We start from the raw sequence: 17082 nt of genomic DNA on the forward strand, positions 1-17082 counted from the left end.
CTCCTCCATTCCGCGAGAATCCTAGTTCTTATCATAACACGTTTATTAAATGAATGGAAAGACGAGCCTCCCGCTGTTATGATACACTGGTATATACAGCGAAAAGTGTAAAAAAAGGAGATTATTACGTGTCCCATTCAGTGATAAAAGTATCGTTGTCTGCTATTGACCAAATGAAAATGACGTACAGCGGTTCACTTACAGCCTCTGTTCCGCAGGGAGCCGTTTTTCAGGCAAAACCGCCCGGCTGTACCATTACAGCATATCAATCAGGTAAGGTCTTGTTTCAAGGAAAAAACGCTGCGGCAGAATCCGCGCGCTGGGGAACAGCAGAGCCTCAGGAAAAGAAGAAAACGGCCAAAAAGCCGGCTGATCCCCGCTATGCCCCTCCGGCAGATATCGCCGGAATGTCTGTTATCGGTTCTGACGAAGTCGGAACCGGAGATTACTTTGGCCCAATGACGGTTGTATGCGCGTACGTCGACAAAACCATGCTTCCTTTAATGAAGGAACTCGGTGTTAAGGATTCTAAAGATTTAAAAGATCCGCAAATCATCGAGATTGCCCGAAACCTGATCAAAACTATTCCATATAGCCTCCTGGTTTTAAAAAATGAAAAGTATAACAGCATGCAGGAAAAAGGCATGAGCCAAGGGAAAATGAAAGCTTTGCTGCACAATCAGGCGATCACACATTTATTAAGAAAATTGGATGGAGTAAAGCCTGAAGCCATTTTGATTGACCAATTCGCTGAGCCAGGCGTCTACTTCAATCATTTAAAGGGCAGAGACATTGTGAAGGAGCGGACCTATTTTAGCACAAAAGCTGAAGGCATTCACCTGGCTGTCGCCGCTGCTTCAATCATTGCAAGATATTCGTTTTTAATGGAAATGGATAAACTATCACGCGCGGCAGGAATGACGCTTCCAAAAGGCGCCGGTCCGCACGTCGATGAAGCGGCCGCCAAGCTAATCCTCAAAAAAGGGGCATCTGCACTCAGAACCTTTACAAAACTCCATTTCGCCAATACGCAAAAAGCGCAGCGCCTTGCTGATAAAAAACGCTCATAGAAAAAAGCTTGCAGATTTCTCTGCAAGCTTTTTTATCAGCCTCTTAAAACAGCTTGATATGTGTCTTCTAACGCTTTCAGCACTTTGCTGTGCGCCTTTGTCACTTCTTCTTCAGTCAGTGTTTGTTCAGGGTTGACATACTGGAGTGAGAAAGCGACTGACTTCTTGCCTTCCTCCATATGCTCTCCTTCGTATACGTCAAATACGGTTACCTCTTTCAGAAGCTTGCCCCCGGCCTCTTTAATAACGCTCTCGAGCTGTCCGCTTGTGACGGTTTTATCTGTTACAAGAGCAATATCACGTGTCACAGACGGATATTTCGGAATCGCCGTGTAAACAAGAGGTGCTGTTTCTGCCGCGAGCAACGCATGAAGATCGAGCTCAAATACGTATGTTTCCTTTATATCCAGTTCTTTTTCCAATGAAGGATGGACTTGGCCGATGAAGCCGATCAGAGAACCATTCAATAAAATGTTCGCTGTTCTGCCCGGATGCAGCTGTTTGCGTTCAGACTGTACAAATTCAATGCTGTCTAGGACGTTGAGTTTGTCTAACAGCCCTTCGACAATACCTTTGACAACAAAGAAATCAACTGGTTTCTTCTCACCCTGCCATAGCTGCTTGCGCCATAATCCGGTAACAGCTCCTGCCACGCGTTCTGTTTCAACAGGTTTTGTGTCCTCTTCCTTCGTCAGGAAAACGGAACCGACTTCGTACAGTGCAACTGAGTCAGTCTGTCTCGCGAGGTTGTAAGAAACAGAATCAAGCAGATTCGGAACAAGACTGTGTCTGAGAATGCTTCTTTCTTCACTCATAGGAAGCGCAAGCACAGTGTTCAGTGATTTTTCAATCGCAAACGCTGCCGCTTTCTTCTCGTTTGTCAGTGAGTAAGTGATGGCTTGTGATAAGCCTGCGCCTTCAAGGAAGCGTCTGACTTTACGGCGTTTTGCCTGATATGGCGTTAATCCGCCTGTAGTTCCCGCTGTCTCAGGAAGCGTAGACAGAATGTTATCGTAGCCGTACAGTCTTGCCGCTTCTTCGATTAAATCCTCTTCTATTGTAATGTCGCCGCGGCGTGATGGGACAGTCACAACGAGAAGTTCACCCGCTTCACCGACCGTAAAACCGAGACGTTTATAAATGCTGATCAGTTCTTCCTTGCTGATCGTCATGCCTAGAACGCTGCTCACTCTGTCAGCAGACACGTGAATGTTATTTGCTTCGATTGTCAAGTGATCTTCCTCAACTGTTCCAGCAAGCACCTCACCGCCGGCATACAGATGGATCAGCTGTGCAGCCCGTTCTGCTGCAAGACGCACGCGCGCAGGATCAATTCCTTTTTCAAACCTTACGCTTGATTCACTTCTCAAACCAAGGTCTTTGGAAGCCTTGCGAACCGTCTGCCCGTTGAAATACGCAGCCTCAAGCAAAATCGTTTTCGTATCTTCCTGAACCTCTGACTCTGCTCCTCCCATGACACCCGCAACGGCCTGCGCTTTCGTTCCGTTTGTAATGACAAGGTGATCGGCGGACAGCTTACGTTCTTGATCATCAAGAGTGACGATCATTTCATTCTCAGCTGCTTTTCTTACTACCACTTCCTTAGAGCCAAATCTGTCATAATCAAACGCATGAAGCGGCTGTCCGTATTCCAACAGGACAAAATTTGTGATGTCAACGACGTTGTTGTGCGGACGAATGCCTGCATTCATCAGCTTTGTCTGCATCCAAAGCGGTGACGGAGCAATCGTGACATTTTTAATGATTTTTGCAGTGTAAAGCGGGTTCGCTTCTTGATCTTCAATTTTGACTGAAATGTAATCAGACGCTTGTTCTGAAGCAGCCGGGTAATCCGTTTGCGGAAGCTTTACCTCAGTATCTAAAATCGCGGCAACCTCGTAAGCAACACCAAGCATGTTCATGGCATCCGCGCGGTTTGGCGTTAAACCCAGCTCAAGAATCGCATCGTCAAGCTGTAAAGCCGCTAATACATCGCTTCCTGTTTCAGCGTCATTCGGGAATACGAAAATGCCTTCTGCATACTCCTTCGCCACAAGTTTGCTTTCAATACCAAGCTCCTGTAAGGAACAGATCATGCCGTTTGATTCTTCACCGCGAAGCTTAGCTTTTTTGATTTTGAAATTGCCCGGCAGCACCGCTCCGACTGTTGCAACTGCGACTTTTTGTCCCTTATCCACATTCGGCGCACCGCAAATGATTTGTACAGGGGCTTCAGCTCCGATATCCACAAGGCACTTATTCAGCTTATCAGCATTCGGGTGCTGCTCGCGCTCCAGCACATGGCCGATGACAACGCCTTTGATGCCTTCTCCTTTGTATTCAATTCCTTCAACCTCAATACCGGCTCTTGTAATTTTTTCAGCAAGAACAGCCGGGTCCATGCCTTTTAAATCAACATAATCCTCTAACCATTTATAAGAAACAAACATCCTTGCATCCTCCTCTTACGCCTGTTTAAACTGCGAAATAAATCTGACATCGTTTGTATAGAAGTGGCGGATATCATCAATGCCGTATTTCAGCATCGCGATGCGCTCAACACCCATTCCGAATGCGAAGCCCTGATATTCCTTCGGATCAAAGCCAGCCATTTTAAGCACGTTCGGGTGAACCATGCCGGCGCCGAGGATTTCAATCCAGCCTGTTCCTTTACAGACTGAGCAGCCGTTCCCACCGCATTTAAAGCATGTCACATCCACTTCTACTGAAGGCTCAGTAAACGGAAAGAAGCTTGGACGGAGTCTGATTTCGCGGTCTTGCCCGAACATTTTTTTCGCAACGAGTTCAAGCGTTCCTTTTAAATCACTCATGCTGATGTTTTTGTCAACGACAAGCCCTTCAATTTGCATAAATTGGTGAGAGTGCGTCGCATCATCGTTATCACGGCGATATACTTTACCCGGGCAAATGATTTTAACGGGACCTTTGCCTTCATGCTTTTCCATCGTACGTGTTTGGACAGGAGAAGTTTGCGTTCTCATCAAAGTTTCCTCTGTGATGTAAAAGCTGTCCTGCATATCGCGCGCTGGGTGTTCTTTCGGAAGATTGAGCGATTCGAAGTTGTAGTAATCCGTTTCAACCTCTGGCCCTTCCTCGACTGTGTAGCCCATACCGATAAATAAATCTTCAATTTCTTCAATGACAACAGTGAGCGGATGGCGGCCGCCGACTGCAACAGGGTTCCCCGGCAGCGTGACGTCAATTGTCTGTCCTGCAAGCTTCTGTTTCATTTCCTCTTCTTCAAGCTTCTCGTTTTTGTCAGCAATCGCATTGGCAATACGCTCCCTTACTTCGTTCGCGAGCGCCCCCATTTTTGGACGTTCCTCAGCAGAAAGCTTGCCCATTCCGCGCAGCACTTCTGTAATCGGCCCTTTTTTTCCGAGATATTGCACCCGAATATCATTGACAACCTTCAATGAGCTTGCCGCTTCTACTTGTTCTAAAGCTTCTTGTTCCAGCTGTTTTAGCTTTTCTTCCATTTTGCATCCTCCTTTTATGTAAACAAACCGGCATATGTCTTTGGAAAATAAAAAAAACCCGTCCCTTGTACAAGGGACGAGTTGTGGCCGCGGTACCACCCTTATTTCAGACAGACTGATGCTGTCGTCAGCTTCATTGACATAACGGAATCAGATTCCGGTTCACCTTTACGCGCAGTGTACGCGGTCCCGGCGACAACTCAAGAGGTGAAGCCAATTTCCGGCTGCGTTAAAAATGCTCTCAGTCAGCGGCATTTTCTCCCTGGAAAGCAGTTGATCAGAAATTGAGGTCCTCTGTCACGGTTTTTGAAATATTATGTTCTATTATAGAGAAATCCAACGCTTGGCGCAACACTATCCTCGCAAGTGATACACGAGGATGGCAGCCGCAACCGCAACGTTTAGTGATTCAGCCTGTCCGTAAAGCGGCACGTACAGGTTCAAATCCGTTTTTTCCAGCAATGCAGCATCCACCCCTGCACCTTCATTTCCTACAATGAGCGCAAAGGATTCAGACTGAGGAATCTCCTGGTAAGGCGCTCCGTTTTGCAGCGCCGTGCCGTATACTTTTACGCCCTCTGCCTTCAATTCGTCCACATATGAAGGCAGGTTTCTTCTCACAACAGGAATATGGAAGTGAGATCCTTGAGCAGATCGCAGTGTTTTTCCGTTAAAGGCGTCCGCCGTGCCGTCACCGAGTACAACCGCATCCAAACCGGCCGCATCAGCCGTTCGAATCATTGTGCCAAGGTTTCCCGGATCTTGAACAGCGTCAATCAGCAGCACCTTGCGTGCCGTTGCCAGCTTTTCTTCAGGCATATGGCACACAGCGGCAATCTGCTGCGGCGTTTCGGTTTCAGTCACAGCTGAAAACGCATCTTCACTCAGCATATAGCACTGGATACCAGTCTCAAGATCTGAAGGAATCCTCGTTTCATCCTTTACAAGGATTTCTTTCACAATGCCCGGGCTTTTCAACGCCTCTTCAACGAGGTGTTCTCCCTCTATCAGAAATGTATTTGTTTTTGTTCGTTCTTTTTTTGTGTGAAGCTTTTTCCAATCCTTCACTTTTTGGTTTTTTGCCGATTCTATTTGTTTCACTGTCTATGTGGCGCTCCTTTTTTTAACATGATGTTATTATATCGCAAGAACAGCACATAATAAACCAGGTGCAGGGTTAGAATATACGTATTACATTTTAGAAAAAGGAGCGTTTTACATGGATCTTAATTTACGTCATGCCGTCATTGCCAATGTCACCGGCAATAATCAGGAGCAGCTTGAGCATACAATCGTAGATGCGATTCAAAGCGGTGAAGAAAAAATGCTTCCAGGGCTCGGCGTTTTATTCGAAGTCATTTGGCAGCACGCATCCGAAAGTGAGAAAAACGAAATGCTGAAAACGCTTGAAGGCGGATTAAAACCCGCCGAATAAGACATGAAACCGGGTGACAGCGCCCGGTTTTTTTCTTATATAATAAAAACATGATGAGGGGGAACGCCATGTTTTTACAGCCGTTATTAGCGAAAAAAATTATTGCTGAAGTTAAAAAAATGTACGAACGTGAAGTCATTATTGTAAACACGGACGGTCTTATTATGGCAGGCACAAACGATGAGCGTGTCGGACAATTTCATGAGGGAGCGCTTATCTGCGCAAAAGAAAGACGCAGCGTGATTATTACAAAAGAAGATGAAACAAGGTTAAAAGGAGTGAAAGCAGGCATAAACCTCCCTGTATTTTTTGACCATGATGTGATTGCCGTCTTCGGGCTGACAGGTGAGCCTGCAGAGATTCAGCCATTCGGAGAACTGCTTCGAAAAATGACAGAACTGTTCATTAAGGAATCGCGGCACTTAGAGCAATCCCAGTGGCGTGAGAGAATGCTGGAGTCCTTTATGATCGATTGGCTGCAATTAAAGGAGTGGTCTCCCAGTTTTCTTGAGAAAGCTCAGCTTCTTGGTGTTGACCTTTCTTCCCGGCGCCAAATGATTCTTATTCAGGGGTATGAGTGGTCACCTCATGATATTGAACAAATGGCACGCAGCTGGAAATCCTCGTACCCTGCGGATTTGTTCATCAGGTGGGGAAATGAACGGATTTTGATTAATCATGAAGTGCCGCAGCATGAACAAAGGGATCGGCTTTTGCGGAAAATCCTTCACATTTGTTCGTTTGCCAATACCGCAAGCAGCCAATATACAGCAGCTGGCGCCGGAAGGGCTGTCGCAAGCTCCAGCCTGACAGATTCATACGAGCAAGCGGAAAAAGCGCTGGCTGTCAGCCTTAAGCGAAAAACGCCCATATTTGAAGAGGATCTGAAGCTTGATATGTGTCTGACGGAGATCAGCCCGGGAACCCGAAACGAATTTCCGCAAAGAGTATTAGGAAAGGCGCTAGAGCATCAGGAACTTATGAATACGATACGGACTTTCTTTCATCACGATTTGTCTTTGAAACAAACCGCTGAAGACATGCATATACACATCAATACATTGCGTTATCGTCTGGCTAAGGCTGAACAGCTGACGGGATTACGTTTTGACCGTACCGAGGACGTCGTCACGATGTACGTCGCACTCTATTTTTTAGATCAAGATACAAAATAGAGAGAGTTTCAGTTTCATTTTTTGTATGTTTCTCCATGGAAGGCTTTGCTTTTTTTCTTTTACAATAGATTGAAAGCGTTTTTTGACAGGGGGATGGGTGAAATGATCACCAAGGATGTAAAGGAGCAGCTGATTCAGGTCTCCGGACCAGAAAACTTTGATGACTCGAATGCCGGCCGTCTCGTCTATTCATATGATGCGACGCCTCAGTATCAGTCTATGCCTGATGCCGTGATTGCTCCGAGGAATACTGATGAAATATCACGCATTTTAACAATTTGCAGCGAACATCGAGTGCCGATCGTTCCAAGAGGATCAGGGACAAACCTGTGCGGCGGCACGTGCCCGACTGAAGGCGGACTTGTGCTTCTCTTTAAGCACATGAACCAGATTCTTGAAATTGATGAAGAAAATTTAACTGCCACAGTTCAGCCGGGCGTCATTACGTTGGATATGATCCGGGCAGTTGAAAGCAAAGGTTTATTTTATCCGCCTGACCCGAGTTCTATGAAAATATCAACTATCGGGGGCAACATCAATGAAAATTCCGGCGGGCTACGCGGATTAAAATACGGTGTCACCCGCGACTATGTTATTGGACTGGAGGTTGTTCTCGCAAATGGTGACATCATCCGCACCGGCGGAAAACTCGCAAAGGATGTGGCCGGATACGATCTCACACGTCTTTTTGTCGGCTCAGAAGGAACACTCGGCATTGTGACAGAGGCAATCGTCAAACTCGTTCCAAAGCCGGAAACAAAGAAGACGCTGCTTGCCCTTTATGAAAACATCGATGCCGCTGCTCAAACGGTATCGGACATTATTGCCGCAAAAATTATACCCGCTACGCTTGAATTTCTCGATCAGCCTACACTATTGGTGATTGAGGATTATGCCAAAATCGGACTTCCGACAAGCGCAAAAGCAGTTCTGTTAATTGAACAAGACGGGCCATTTGAAACTGTTGAACGGGATATGGAAAAGATTGAGGCGATCTGCAAAAAAGGCGACGCCGTATCCGTTCAGACCGCACAAACAGAGGAGGAAGCGTTTGCCCTGACTGAAGCCCGGCGTTCTGCACTTTCTGCCCTAGCCCGCCTCAAACCGACGACGATTTTAGAGGATGCGACCGTTCCTCGCTCAGAAATCGCCAATATGGTTAAAGCGATTAATGATATTGCTGCTAAATATGATATTTCCATCTGCACCTTTGGTCATGCGGGAGACGGGAACCTTCACCCGACATGCACGACAGACATAAGAAATAAGGATGAAATGGAACGTGTCGAACAGGCTTTTGCCGAGATTTTTGAGAAAGCGATTGAACTTGGCGGGACGATAACCGGAGAGCACGGAGTCGGGGAAATGAAAGCGCCTTACTTGGAAATGAAGCTGAAAAAAGAAGGCATTGATGCGATGAAAGCGTTGAAAGCGGCATTTGACCCCCGGAACATATTAAATCCCGGCAAAATGTTTGCGAAAGATGCCAGAAAACGTGTGGTGGCGGAAAGATGACAACAGAAAAAGAAATGAAACAGATCCAAAATGAATTTAAAGAGCGTATGGATGAAGGAGAGTTATTAAATTGTATGCGCTGCGGCTTCTGTCTTCCTTCCTGTCCGACCTATATCGAATCGGGATTTCAGGAAACACACTCTCCGCGTGGGCGCATCGCCTTAATGAAAGCCGTAGCCGACGGTATGATTGAACCGGATGAAGATGTCGAACGGTCGCTGTCACTTTGCCTCGGCTGCCGCGCCTGTGAGCCTGTATGCCCGTCTGGCGTGAAATACGGGCAGCTGCTTGAGGAAGCCAGAGATATTATCCACCAAAATAAAAAACACTCTCTTGGTGAACGTGTCATGCGAAAGACGGCTTTTCACGAGCTGTTTCCGCATCAAAACCGCATGCGCTCAGCTGTAAGCCTTATCGGTTTGTATCAGCGTTCAGGACTGCAAACCGCTGTGCGAAAATCAGGCATGCTTCGGGTCCTGCCTGAGCATTTGCGGACGATGGAAGCTGTTCTTCCTGATGTTCCAAAAAGCAAAGACATGAAACATCGGCCGCGTTTCCTGCCTTCCATTGGCCCCATGAAAAAACGGGTCGCCTTTTTTTCGGGCTGCTTAATGGATACAATGTTTTTACCGACCAATAACGCCACATTGAAGCTTTTACAGCTGGCAGGCTGCGACATTGTCATTCCGCCTGAACAGGCTTGCTGCGGGGCGCTTCATGGACACAGCGGTGAAAAAAACACAGGGAAAGAGCTCGCGAAACAAAATATCGCTGCTTTCGAAGCATTAGACGTGGATGCAGTCATTACAAACGCAGGAGGATGCGGAGCCTTTCTCACTGAATATGATCATTTGCTGAAGGATGACCCTGAGTGGTCGGAACGGGCTGCCGCTTTTGTTCAAAAGCTGAAGGATTTTTCTTCTGTTTTGGTTGAACTCGATTTCCATCAAATGGATCTAGCACTCGAGACGCCTCAGGTCGTTACCTACCAAGATTCATGTCATCTAAGAAATGTGATGCATACGTCACTCGAGCCCCGCCAGCTTCTTAAAAGCATCAAAGGGGCGGAATTCAAAGAAATGGAGAAAGCAGACAGCTGCTGCGGGTCAGCGGGAATTTACAACATCGTCGAAGTTGAAATGTCTATGAAAATACTGGACAGCAAAATGGCTGCCGTCAAAGCAACCGAAGCGATCCTCATTGTAACAGCAAATCCTGGCTGCCTGCTGCAGATGAAGCTCGGCATTGAACGCGAAGGACTAAGCGGTAAAGTCAGAGCCGTTCACCTGGCTGATTTGCTATTAGAAGCAGCCGGGCACAAAACATCATGAGAAAGCCCAAAACAGACATTGTTTTGGGCTTTTGTGCGTTATTCCATCGGACTGCAAATTTCGATATAATGTCCATCCGGATCAGCGATATAGGCGACCGTCTGCCCCCATGGTTTCACTTTCGGCTCCCCGATAATCGATACGCCTTGTTCTCTCATCCTTTTGATGACCGCTTCTACATTTTCAGTAACAAACCCGATTTCAAATGTGTTTGAAGCAGATGTATCCGGAATGTCCAGCGCCGTGATGTCTCTGGCGCTTTCCCGGGTATTAAGCGCCAATATCGTAGACCCTGTATCAAATTCGACATACGTGCCGTGTTCAGCACGAATCGGCAGTCCTAAAATATCCCGGTAAAAAATGAATAGCCCGCTTGCTGTCCGATACGTATAGAATAAGATATTTCATTGATAGATTCATTGCCAACCCCTCTCAGCATTTTCAATAGTCCTTCTAGCCCGGTATAGATGCTTCCATCCTTAAGCTCGGATCTTTCCACATCTGCGCCCATTTTTTCACAGCCGCCACGATAATGATGAAGCCTAACACCAGCATGATGATAGATAATACGCCATTCAATACACTATATCCTGCTGCTTCAGGATTGAGATACACATTGCGCACCATCCAATAGCCCGCATAATTGACAGTGACATATAAATAGGCAAGCGGGATAAGGCAAGTCAGAATGTACCGGCGTTTATCGGCGATTTTCAGCACGATCGTCGCTCCGATAATCAGCCCCACTGAAGCCATCAGCTGATTAGAAACGCCGAAGAGCGCCCAAATGGAACCGATATCTCCTGAATACAGCAAGTACCCCCACATCAAACAGGCAAGCGCGCTGGCAAATACAGAGCCCGGAATCCAGTCTGTTTTCTTCAGCGGCTTATACACCTCCCCGAAGAAGTCCTGGATCAAATAACGGGCGACACGTGTGCCGGCGTCAATCGCTGTTAAAATAAAGACCGCTTCAAACATAATGACAAATTGGAAAAAGTATGAGGCCAAATGGCTGAAAAACGGCATTCCGGTAAAAATATAAGTCATCCCTACCGCAAGCGTGACGGCTCCCCCTGTTCTTCCTTCTAAGTCCAAACCGATTTCCCCGCTCAATTCAGGCAAATGTACGACATTCATGCCAAGCGTACGGAAAACCTCAGGCGTGCTGTTAATCGCAAAGTAATCAGCAGGCTGTAAAGCGGTCGCTGCAATCAGCGCCATGATACCGACAAGACACTCAACAAGCATTGCGCCAAACGCAACCGGCTTCATATCACTCCATTTATTCAGCATTTTCGGTGTCGTTCCTGAGCCGACAAAGGCATGGAACCCAGAGATCGCCCCGCAGGCGATGGTTATTGAGATGAACGGCCAGACAGGTCCTGCCAGCACCGGCCCTCCGCCTTTTACGAATTCTGTAAACGCAGGGAACGGAATGGACGGATTGACGACAAACACACCAACAATCAAAGCGATAAAAACACCGATTTTCATAAAGCTGCTTAAATAATCACGCGGAGCCAGAAGCAGCCAAACGGGAAGCGCAGCCGCAAAAAACGCATAAACAGGAAGCGCGATTGCAAGCGTTTTCGTATCTAGCGTTAAAAAGTCACCGAGCGCGGTAGTCTGTACCCATGGACCGATAAAGACTCCTGCCATTAAAAAGAGAAAGCCGACCGTTGAAGCGAGCTTTAAATTTCCCGTTTTCTTATAAAATAAGCCCACACCCATCGCAATCGGAATCGTAATCCCCACCGCAAATGTTCCCCATGGATTACGTTCAAGCGCATGCAAGACAACCATCGACAGGCCCGCCATTGTGATCGTGATGATAAACAGCATGGACAGTCCTGTACAAAATCCTGCAACAGGGCCAAGCTCATCCTTCGCCACTTCCGACAGCGATTTTCCGTTTTTGCGCATCGATGCAAACAACACCACAATATCATGGACGGCTCCCCCAATTACCGCCCCGATTAACAGCCACAATAATCCCGGCAAATAGCCAAACTGCGCCGCCAGAATTGGTCCGACCAGCGGCCCGGCCGCTGCGATCGCGGCAAAGTGGTGGCCGAACGAAACCCATTTATTTGTAGGCACATAGTCTTTCCCATCCTCAAGCGCATGAGCAGGTGTTGGCTTGTCATCATTCACTTTGAGAACCTTCACCATCATAAATGTTCCGTATAAACGATAGGCAATAGCCAAAATACACATTGATGCTATCACAATTGTAACCGCATTCATTTTCTCCCATCCCCTTTTCTGTTTTTCATAAATATATCATAATTTCATGGTGAAAAGCGGTCATTTTTTCCTATACAAAAAGCCGGCTGGAATGGGCCGGCTCGTGGCAGTTGAAAGACAAGCCGGAGAGAAATCTCCGGCTTTGCTATTCTTATGACTGTTTTTTCAGGCGGATCACATTCCAGGAAAGCGGCGTGAAATGAGCAGTTAAGCCGTTTTCGCTGACAGACGATGATCCGTTGGAATGCGGAACGACATTTTTTCTGTTATGCTGGTTTGTTGCTTTGATATCCTGATGCTCAAGTACGATGTGCTCTGCGATTTGGTAGGATTCAAAGCCTCTGAGCGAAATCTCCGTCTCCATCTGATCCTCAGCCTTGTTTACCGCAAAAATAGTGAGTGTTTCTTCCTCTTCAGAGTACACAACAGCAGCATCAACATATGGCACATCAGTGAAATCAGAACAATCGTACTTAGGAGAAGAAATAAGCGGTTTCAGTGACTCGCCCCTTCCGTAAACAGAAGCATGCATGTATGGATAGAAAATCGGCTGTCTCCATGCTTCTCCGCCTTTTTCCGTCATGATCGGCGCGATGACATTAACAAGCTGTGCAAGACACGCAATTTTCACACGGTCTGCGTGCTGCAGCATCGTAATGAGCAGAGAGCCGACTAATAAGGCATCTTCAAAATTGTAAATATCCTCTAAAATCGGACGCGCAGTGATCCACGGCTCGACTTTTTTATCAGCCTCATTTGAGTGGTACCAGACGTTCCATTCATCCAGAGAGAGATTGATAGTTTTCTTGCTGCGTGTTTTTGCTTTTACATAGTCACAGGTCGCAGCGACTGATTTGATAAAATGATCCAAATCCATAGAACGTGCCAAGTAGTTTGGCAGATTGTTATCCCGGTTTCCGTAGTAAGTGTGAAGAGAGATATAGTCGACATGCTCATACGTATGCTCAAGCACCTTCGCTTCCCAATCGATAAAGGTCGGCATACCGCTGTTTGAGCTGCCGCAGGCAACGAGTTCAATTGATGGGTCAACCCACTTCATGACCTTTGCTGTCTCTGCGGCAAGCCGTCCGTATTCATCAGCTGTTTTGTGGCCGATCTGCCATGGTCCATCCATTTCGTTTCCTAAGCACCATGTTTTGATGCCATACGGCTGTTCATAGCCATGCGATCTTCTTAAATCACTCCAGTAAGAGCCTTTCGGATGGTTGCAATATTCAACGAGATTACGGGCGGCATCTATGCCTCTTGTGCCAAGGTTGACGGCCATATTGACCTCAGTGTTCACCTTTTTTGCCCAAGATAAAAATTCATTTGTTCCCACTTCATTGGTTTCTGTCGTTTGCCATGCCAAGTCAAGCCGTCTCGGGCGGTTTTCGACTGGTCCGACACCGTCCTCCCAGTTGTATCCGGATAAAAAGTTTCCGCCCGGATAGCGGATGATGGGAACCTGTAATTCTTTGATCAGCGACTGGACATCTTTTCTAAATCCATCTTCATCCGCTTCAGGGTGATCAGGCTCGTATATGCCTTCATATACCGCACGACCCATATGTTCGATAAACGAGCCATAAATCCGTTTATCTACTTCACCGATTTTATATTCTTTGTCTACAATCATTCGCGCTTTTTTCATCACACGTTTCCTCCTTCATTAACCTTTGACTCCCCCTACCGTCAGGCCGGAGATAAAGTACTTTTGGAAAAACAAGAAAATGATAATCACCGGCAAAATCGCAAATACTGAGCCGGATATAAGCATGTCGTAATTATTTCCATAAGGGCTCAGCAAGCTGGACAGCCCTATTGGAAGCGTAAACATTTCTTTCGACCGAAGCACAATCAGCGGCCACAAGAAGTTGTTCCAGCTGTTTAAGGACTGAAGGATAATCATCGCACCGAAAGCCGGTTTCATCAGCGGTGCCATAATCCTGAAAAAGATGCCGAATTCCGTACAGCCGTCCATCCTTGCAGAGTCCAGCAGATCTCTTGGAAGGCCAAGAGCATATTGCCTGAAAAAGAAAACAGCAACAGGTGAAACGATAAACGGCAATATGACACCCGTATATGAATCGATCAAGTGCAGTCCGACAGTAAGTTTAAACAGAGGAAGCATCATCACTTCCAGCGGAACCATCATAATAATCAGCACAAGAACAAAGATGATATTTCTGCCCTTAAAATCATAAACCGCAAGCCCGTACCCGATCATCGAAGAAAAAAACAGAGTGAGCACAGTCGTAAAAAGTCCGAGTACAAGACTGTTAAAAAACCATTTGAAATAAATGCTGCCGCCATTAAACAGAAATGTGTAGTTATCAAAACTCATCACTTTTGGATCAATATCAAGATTCAGCCCCACACGCAAAAGCTCAGATGACGGCTTTAATGATCCTAAAAGCAAACAGAAAATCGGAAAAAGATACAATAGGCTCAGCATCATAAAAAACAGGGTCAGCGCAATTCTATAAACGCTAAACTGAGGACTGTGCCGCAACATTTATCCCTCCCCCTTAAACGAGCCTGACAGCTTTAATGAAATCAGGCTGACAACAAGGATCACAATCAAAAGCACAATGCCGATGGCCGCTCCGTATCCCATTTCATTGTAGGCAAGTCCCTGCTGATACAAATATCCGACAAGCGTCAGACCAATATTACCCGGGGAATTATTCTGCCAAAGGACGTAGCTTTCCTCAAACATCCTGAAGCCGCCGATGATGCTGATGGTCAGCACATATACGGTTACAGGCTTGAGAAACGGCAGCGTGATGTGCAGAAATTTTTTCATTGTATTCGCGCCGTCTATATCAGCGGCTTCGTACAGCTCTTTCGGCACATTTTGCAAACCTGCTAAAAAGTAAAGGATGTTGATTCCCATCCATCTCCATGAAGCAAGCAGCACCATCAAAAACATGCCGGTATGTTCATTGTTCATCCAGTTCTGAGGTGAAAAGCCGAGTTTAAGTAGGATGGAATTGGCCAGAGACGTTTCCATTTCTCCGAAGATCAGCCGAAAAATGATCCCCGCGACAATGGTTGAGGTCAATGCCGGGATAAATAATGCTGATTTAAATATATTTCTAAATTTGACCAGCTTTGAATTCAGGAATATGGCCAGAAGCAATGGAACAGGAATCAGCACGATCAGCGTCCAAAAGGTGTATTCCAGCGTATTCCAAAGGGCGGTATAGAACGTCGGGTTGTTTAGCGCTGTATAATTAGACAATCCGACAAAGGACACCTCTCCCGGCAAAATTCTTTGGAAGCTCATGATGAAGACACTAATGATGGGGTATAGAAAAAATACGAGAAAGGATAAAACGAATGGCGCTGTAAACAGATAGGGCGCCGCTTTTTTTGAATAAAACAGATCTCGCCAGCCTGATTGTTTCGCAGCTGAAGGAACGGGATGAACCGTTCCCGTTTTCACAGGTTTCATGAGAACCTCCCCGCTTTCACTTTTTGAATGGGATTCTATTTCTGTTTCAGTTCACCTGCCGCTCTGTCCAAGGCTTGTTTAGGCGTTTTTTGCTGAGATTTAAGCGCGTCGAACAATACGCTTCTGTTGACAAGGTCTGAAGCCTTGGCAAAATCCTCATGTAAATAAATTGGATTGATTTCATCCTTGATATCGAGCAGCACAGAAAAAATGCCTGTTCCGTTTTGGAAGTAATCCGTGTATTTGTTTTTCTCTTTCAATTCCTTGGAGCTCCAAACATCCCAGCGAAGCGGGTCAAAGCCGAGTACGCTCCAGAGTTTTTTATTTCCTTCTTCAGAGCCCTTCGCAAAGGCCAAAAACTCTTTTGCTAACTCAACATGCTTGGATTGCTTCGGTACAACAGTTGCCGTACCGCCCAAACCTGCCGAGCGGTCGCCCCCCTCTTTCCATGCCGGGAGCGGTCTGATGGCAATCTTCCCTTTCAGATCAGGCATATAATCGATAAATCTTCCCATATACCAAATCGGCATGAGAACTGAAGCAGCTCCTCCTTGGTTCATAAAGCCGTAGTATTCTTCACTGTGATGCCCGCCGCCCGGCGCAGGAATCATCGTTTTATCATTGATCATGTCTTTTAAATATTGAAGTGTTTTTACGTTGGTGTCATTATTGAGGATCAGCTTGCCGTTTTTATCAAAATAGCCTGAGTTTTGCTGTGAAATCATAGATAAGAACGTTGCGGAATCATTTGTTTCCACCGTTCCCATCGGCTTCCCGGTCACTTTGCGCACTTTCTGTCCGGCTTTATGGTAATCATCCCATGTTTTAATATCGTCAGGATTGACGCCGGCTTTTTTCATCACATCCATGTTATAAAACATGACCGTTGTCCCTACATGTGTATCGAGTCCGTAAAGCTTTCCGTTTTTGCTGTACAATGTCAGCCGCGCCTCAACGAATTTATCGCGATCCTTTTCAATCAGCGGAGTCAAGTCGGCAAGCGGTATGTCAGAGCCCTTCAAAAAGTTTGAAAAACGGGCCAATTCGACATCTGCAATATCAGGAACGCCTTCTCCCGCTATTAGGGAGATAGATAAGTTATCGTGCATTTGTCCATATGGATAAACGACCGTATTCAGCTTAATTTTGCGGTCAGGATATTTTTTGTTCCATTCCTTCACCATTTCCACATAGAACTGCTCATGAAGCCCGTTAAATGTCCAAAAGGTCAGCTCAGTTTCACCCGATTTGCCGGATGATTTTTCTGCTGAACACCCGGCAATGACTAATGTCAGCAACATCATGAGCACAAGAAAACAGACAGTCATTTTTTTCATCTGCGTTAC

The 17082-nt window shown here is 46.3% G+C and carries 16 protein-coding genes; 6 read left to right on the forward strand and 10 right to left on the reverse strand.

Annotation, left to right across the window (positions count from 1 at the left end; translation table 11 throughout):
• Nucleotides 1–128 precede the first annotated feature (128 nt).
• The gene (gene rnhC, locus NST22_RS14895; protein WP_003245949.1) at nucleotides 129–1070 is read left to right on the forward strand and encodes a ribonuclease HIII; all 942 of its coding nucleotides are present in this window, start codon (nucleotides 129–131) and stop codon (nucleotides 1068–1070) included.
• A gap of 35 nt (nucleotides 1071–1105) precedes the next feature.
• Here rnhC and pheT read toward each other — a convergent pair whose 3' ends face one another.
• Together pheT and pheS are read right to left on the reverse strand one after the other, a co-directional pair.
• Nucleotides 1106–3520, reverse strand: coding sequence for a phenylalanine--tRNA ligase subunit beta (pheT, locus tag NST22_RS14900; protein WP_019712909.1), 2415 nt, complete (start codon nucleotides 3518–3520; stop codon nucleotides 1106–1108).
• A 15-nt stretch (nucleotides 3521–3535) separates the two neighbouring features.
• Entirely contained in the window at nucleotides 3536–4570 is a 1035-nt protein-coding gene (gene pheS / locus NST22_RS14905) for a phenylalanine--tRNA ligase subunit alpha (protein WP_004398818.1), read from the reverse strand.
• 81 nt (nucleotides 4571–4651) lie between these two features.
• Here pheS and NST22_RS14910 point away from each other — a divergent pair, with 81 nt between their 5' ends.
• Nucleotides 4652–4858 (forward strand): hypothetical protein, encoded by a 207-nt coding sequence (locus tag NST22_RS14910; RefSeq protein ID WP_004398812.1) that lies wholly within the window; start codon nucleotides 4652–4654, stop codon nucleotides 4856–4858.
• Nucleotides 4859–4924: 66 nt separating this feature from the next.
• On the opposite strand, the gene NST22_RS14915 is transcribed toward NST22_RS14910, so the two are convergent.
• The gene (locus NST22_RS14915; RefSeq protein ID WP_003246182.1) at nucleotides 4925–5671 is read right to left on the reverse strand and encodes an RNA methyltransferase; all 747 of its coding nucleotides are present in this window, start codon (nucleotides 5669–5671) and stop codon (nucleotides 4925–4927) included.
• A gap of 118 nt (nucleotides 5672–5789) precedes the next feature.
• On the opposite strand from NST22_RS14915, the gene sspI reads away from it, so the two are divergent.
• The 4 genes from sspI to NST22_RS14935 all read left to right on the forward strand — a co-directional run bounded on the left by sspI (nucleotide 5790) and on the right by NST22_RS14935 (nucleotide 10026).
• Nucleotides 5790–6005, forward strand: a complete 216-nt coding sequence (gene sspI, locus NST22_RS14920) for a small acid-soluble spore protein SspI (RefSeq protein WP_003229525.1) — start codon at nucleotides 5790–5792, stop codon at nucleotides 6003–6005.
• A gap of 68 nt (nucleotides 6006–6073) precedes the next feature.
• Nucleotides 6074–7180 (forward strand): CdaR family transcriptional regulator, encoded by a 1107-nt coding sequence (locus tag NST22_RS14925; RefSeq protein WP_004398908.1) that lies wholly within the window; start codon nucleotides 6074–6076, stop codon nucleotides 7178–7180.
• A gap of 102 nt (nucleotides 7181–7282) precedes the next feature.
• Nucleotides 7283–8695 (forward strand): glycolate oxidase subunit GlcD, encoded by a 1413-nt coding sequence (glcD, locus tag NST22_RS14930; RefSeq protein WP_004398865.1) that lies wholly within the window; start codon nucleotides 7283–7285, stop codon nucleotides 8693–8695.
• Nucleotides 8692–10026 (forward strand): (Fe-S)-binding protein, encoded by a 1335-nt coding sequence (locus NST22_RS14935; RefSeq protein WP_003229519.1) that lies wholly within the window; start codon nucleotides 8692–8694, stop codon nucleotides 10024–10026. The genes glcD and NST22_RS14935 overlap by 4 nt, the downstream gene beginning before the upstream one ends.
• Nucleotides 10027–10064: 38 nt before the next feature.
• Here the strand turns inward: NST22_RS14935 and NST22_RS14940 are convergent, their stop codons facing one another.
• From NST22_RS14940 to NST22_RS14970, 7 genes are all read right to left on the reverse strand, one after another.
• Nucleotides 10065–10427, reverse strand: a complete 363-nt coding sequence (locus NST22_RS14940) for a VOC family protein (RefSeq protein ID WP_167552224.1) — start codon at nucleotides 10425–10427, stop codon at nucleotides 10065–10067.
• Nucleotides 10367–10537, reverse strand: coding sequence for a hypothetical protein (locus NST22_RS14945; protein WP_009967952.1), 171 nt, complete (start codon nucleotides 10535–10537; stop codon nucleotides 10367–10369). Before NST22_RS14945 ends, NST22_RS14940 begins: the two co-directional genes overlap by 61 nt.
• Nucleotides 10480–12276 (reverse strand): carbon starvation protein CstA, encoded by a 1797-nt coding sequence (gene cstA, locus NST22_RS14950; protein ID WP_003229512.1) that lies wholly within the window; start codon nucleotides 12274–12276, stop codon nucleotides 10480–10482. The genes NST22_RS14945 and cstA overlap by 58 nt, the downstream gene beginning before the upstream one ends.
• A gap of 151 nt (nucleotides 12277–12427) precedes the next feature.
• Nucleotides 12428–13930: an alpha-L-arabinofuranosidase AbfA gene (gene abfA / locus NST22_RS14955; protein ID WP_004398747.1), complete on the reverse strand. Its 1503-nt coding sequence runs from the start codon at nucleotides 13928–13930 to the stop codon at nucleotides 12428–12430.
• Between the two features lie 18 nt (nucleotides 13931–13948).
• Entirely contained in the window at nucleotides 13949–14794 is an 846-nt protein-coding gene (araQ, locus tag NST22_RS14960; RefSeq protein ID WP_003229508.1) for an arabinose ABC transporter permease AraQ, read from the reverse strand.
• A complete protein-coding gene (locus NST22_RS14965; protein ID WP_003229507.1) occupies nucleotides 14795–15736 on the reverse strand; it encodes a sugar ABC transporter permease in 942 nt (313 codons plus the stop codon). It lies immediately after the preceding gene.
• A 35-nt stretch (nucleotides 15737–15771) separates the two neighbouring features.
• A complete protein-coding gene (locus NST22_RS14970) occupies nucleotides 15772–17073 on the reverse strand; it encodes an ABC transporter substrate-binding protein (protein ID WP_004399072.1) in 1302 nt (433 codons plus the stop codon).
• Between the last annotated feature and the right edge of the window lie 9 nt (nucleotides 17074–17082).

The organism is Bacillus sp. PS237, from assembly GCF_037963345.1.
Taxonomy (GTDB): Bacteria; Bacillota; Bacilli; order Bacillales; family Bacillaceae; genus Bacillus; species Bacillus subtilis.

Excerpts from the sequence above, each read along its gene's own strand:
- glcD (WP_004398865.1), top strand. The coding sequence starts at position 7,283 with ATGATCACCAAGGATGTAAAGGAGCAGCTGATTCAGGTCTCCGGACCA.
- abfA (WP_004398747.1), bottom strand. The coding sequence starts at position 13,930 with ATGAAAAAAGCGCGAATGATTGTAGACAAAGAATATAAAATCGGTGAA.
- NST22_RS14935 (WP_003229519.1), top strand. The coding sequence starts at position 8,692 with ATGACAACAGAAAAAGAAATGAAACAGATCCAAAATGAATTTAAAGAG.
- NST22_RS14925 (WP_004398908.1), top strand. The coding sequence starts at position 6,074 with ATGTTTTTACAGCCGTTATTAGCGAAAAAAATTATTGCTGAAGTTAAA.
- araQ (WP_003229508.1), bottom strand. The coding sequence starts at position 14,794 with ATGTTGCGGCACAGTCCTCAGTTTAGCGTTTATAGAATTGCGCTGACC.
- NST22_RS14970 (WP_004399072.1), bottom strand. The coding sequence starts at position 17,073 with ATGAAAAAAATGACTGTCTGTTTTCTTGTGCTCATGATGTTGCTGACA.
- NST22_RS14965 (WP_003229507.1), bottom strand. The coding sequence starts at position 15,736 with ATGAAACCTGTGAAAACGGGAACGGTTCATCCCGTTCCTTCAGCTGCG.
- cstA (WP_003229512.1), bottom strand. The coding sequence starts at position 12,276 with ATGAATGCGGTTACAATTGTGATAGCATCAATGTGTATTTTGGCTATT.
- NST22_RS14945 (WP_009967952.1), bottom strand. The coding sequence starts at position 10,537 with ATGGGCGCAGATGTGGAAAGATCCGAGCTTAAGGATGGAAGCATCTAT.
- pheS (WP_004398818.1), bottom strand. The coding sequence starts at position 4,570 with ATGGAAGAAAAGCTAAAACAGCTGGAACAAGAAGCTTTAGAACAAGTA.
- sspI (WP_003229525.1), top strand. The coding sequence starts at position 5,790 with ATGGATCTTAATTTACGTCATGCCGTCATTGCCAATGTCACCGGCAAT.
- pheT (WP_019712909.1), bottom strand. The coding sequence starts at position 3,520 with ATGTTTGTTTCTTATAAATGGTTAGAGGATTATGTTGATTTAAAAGGC.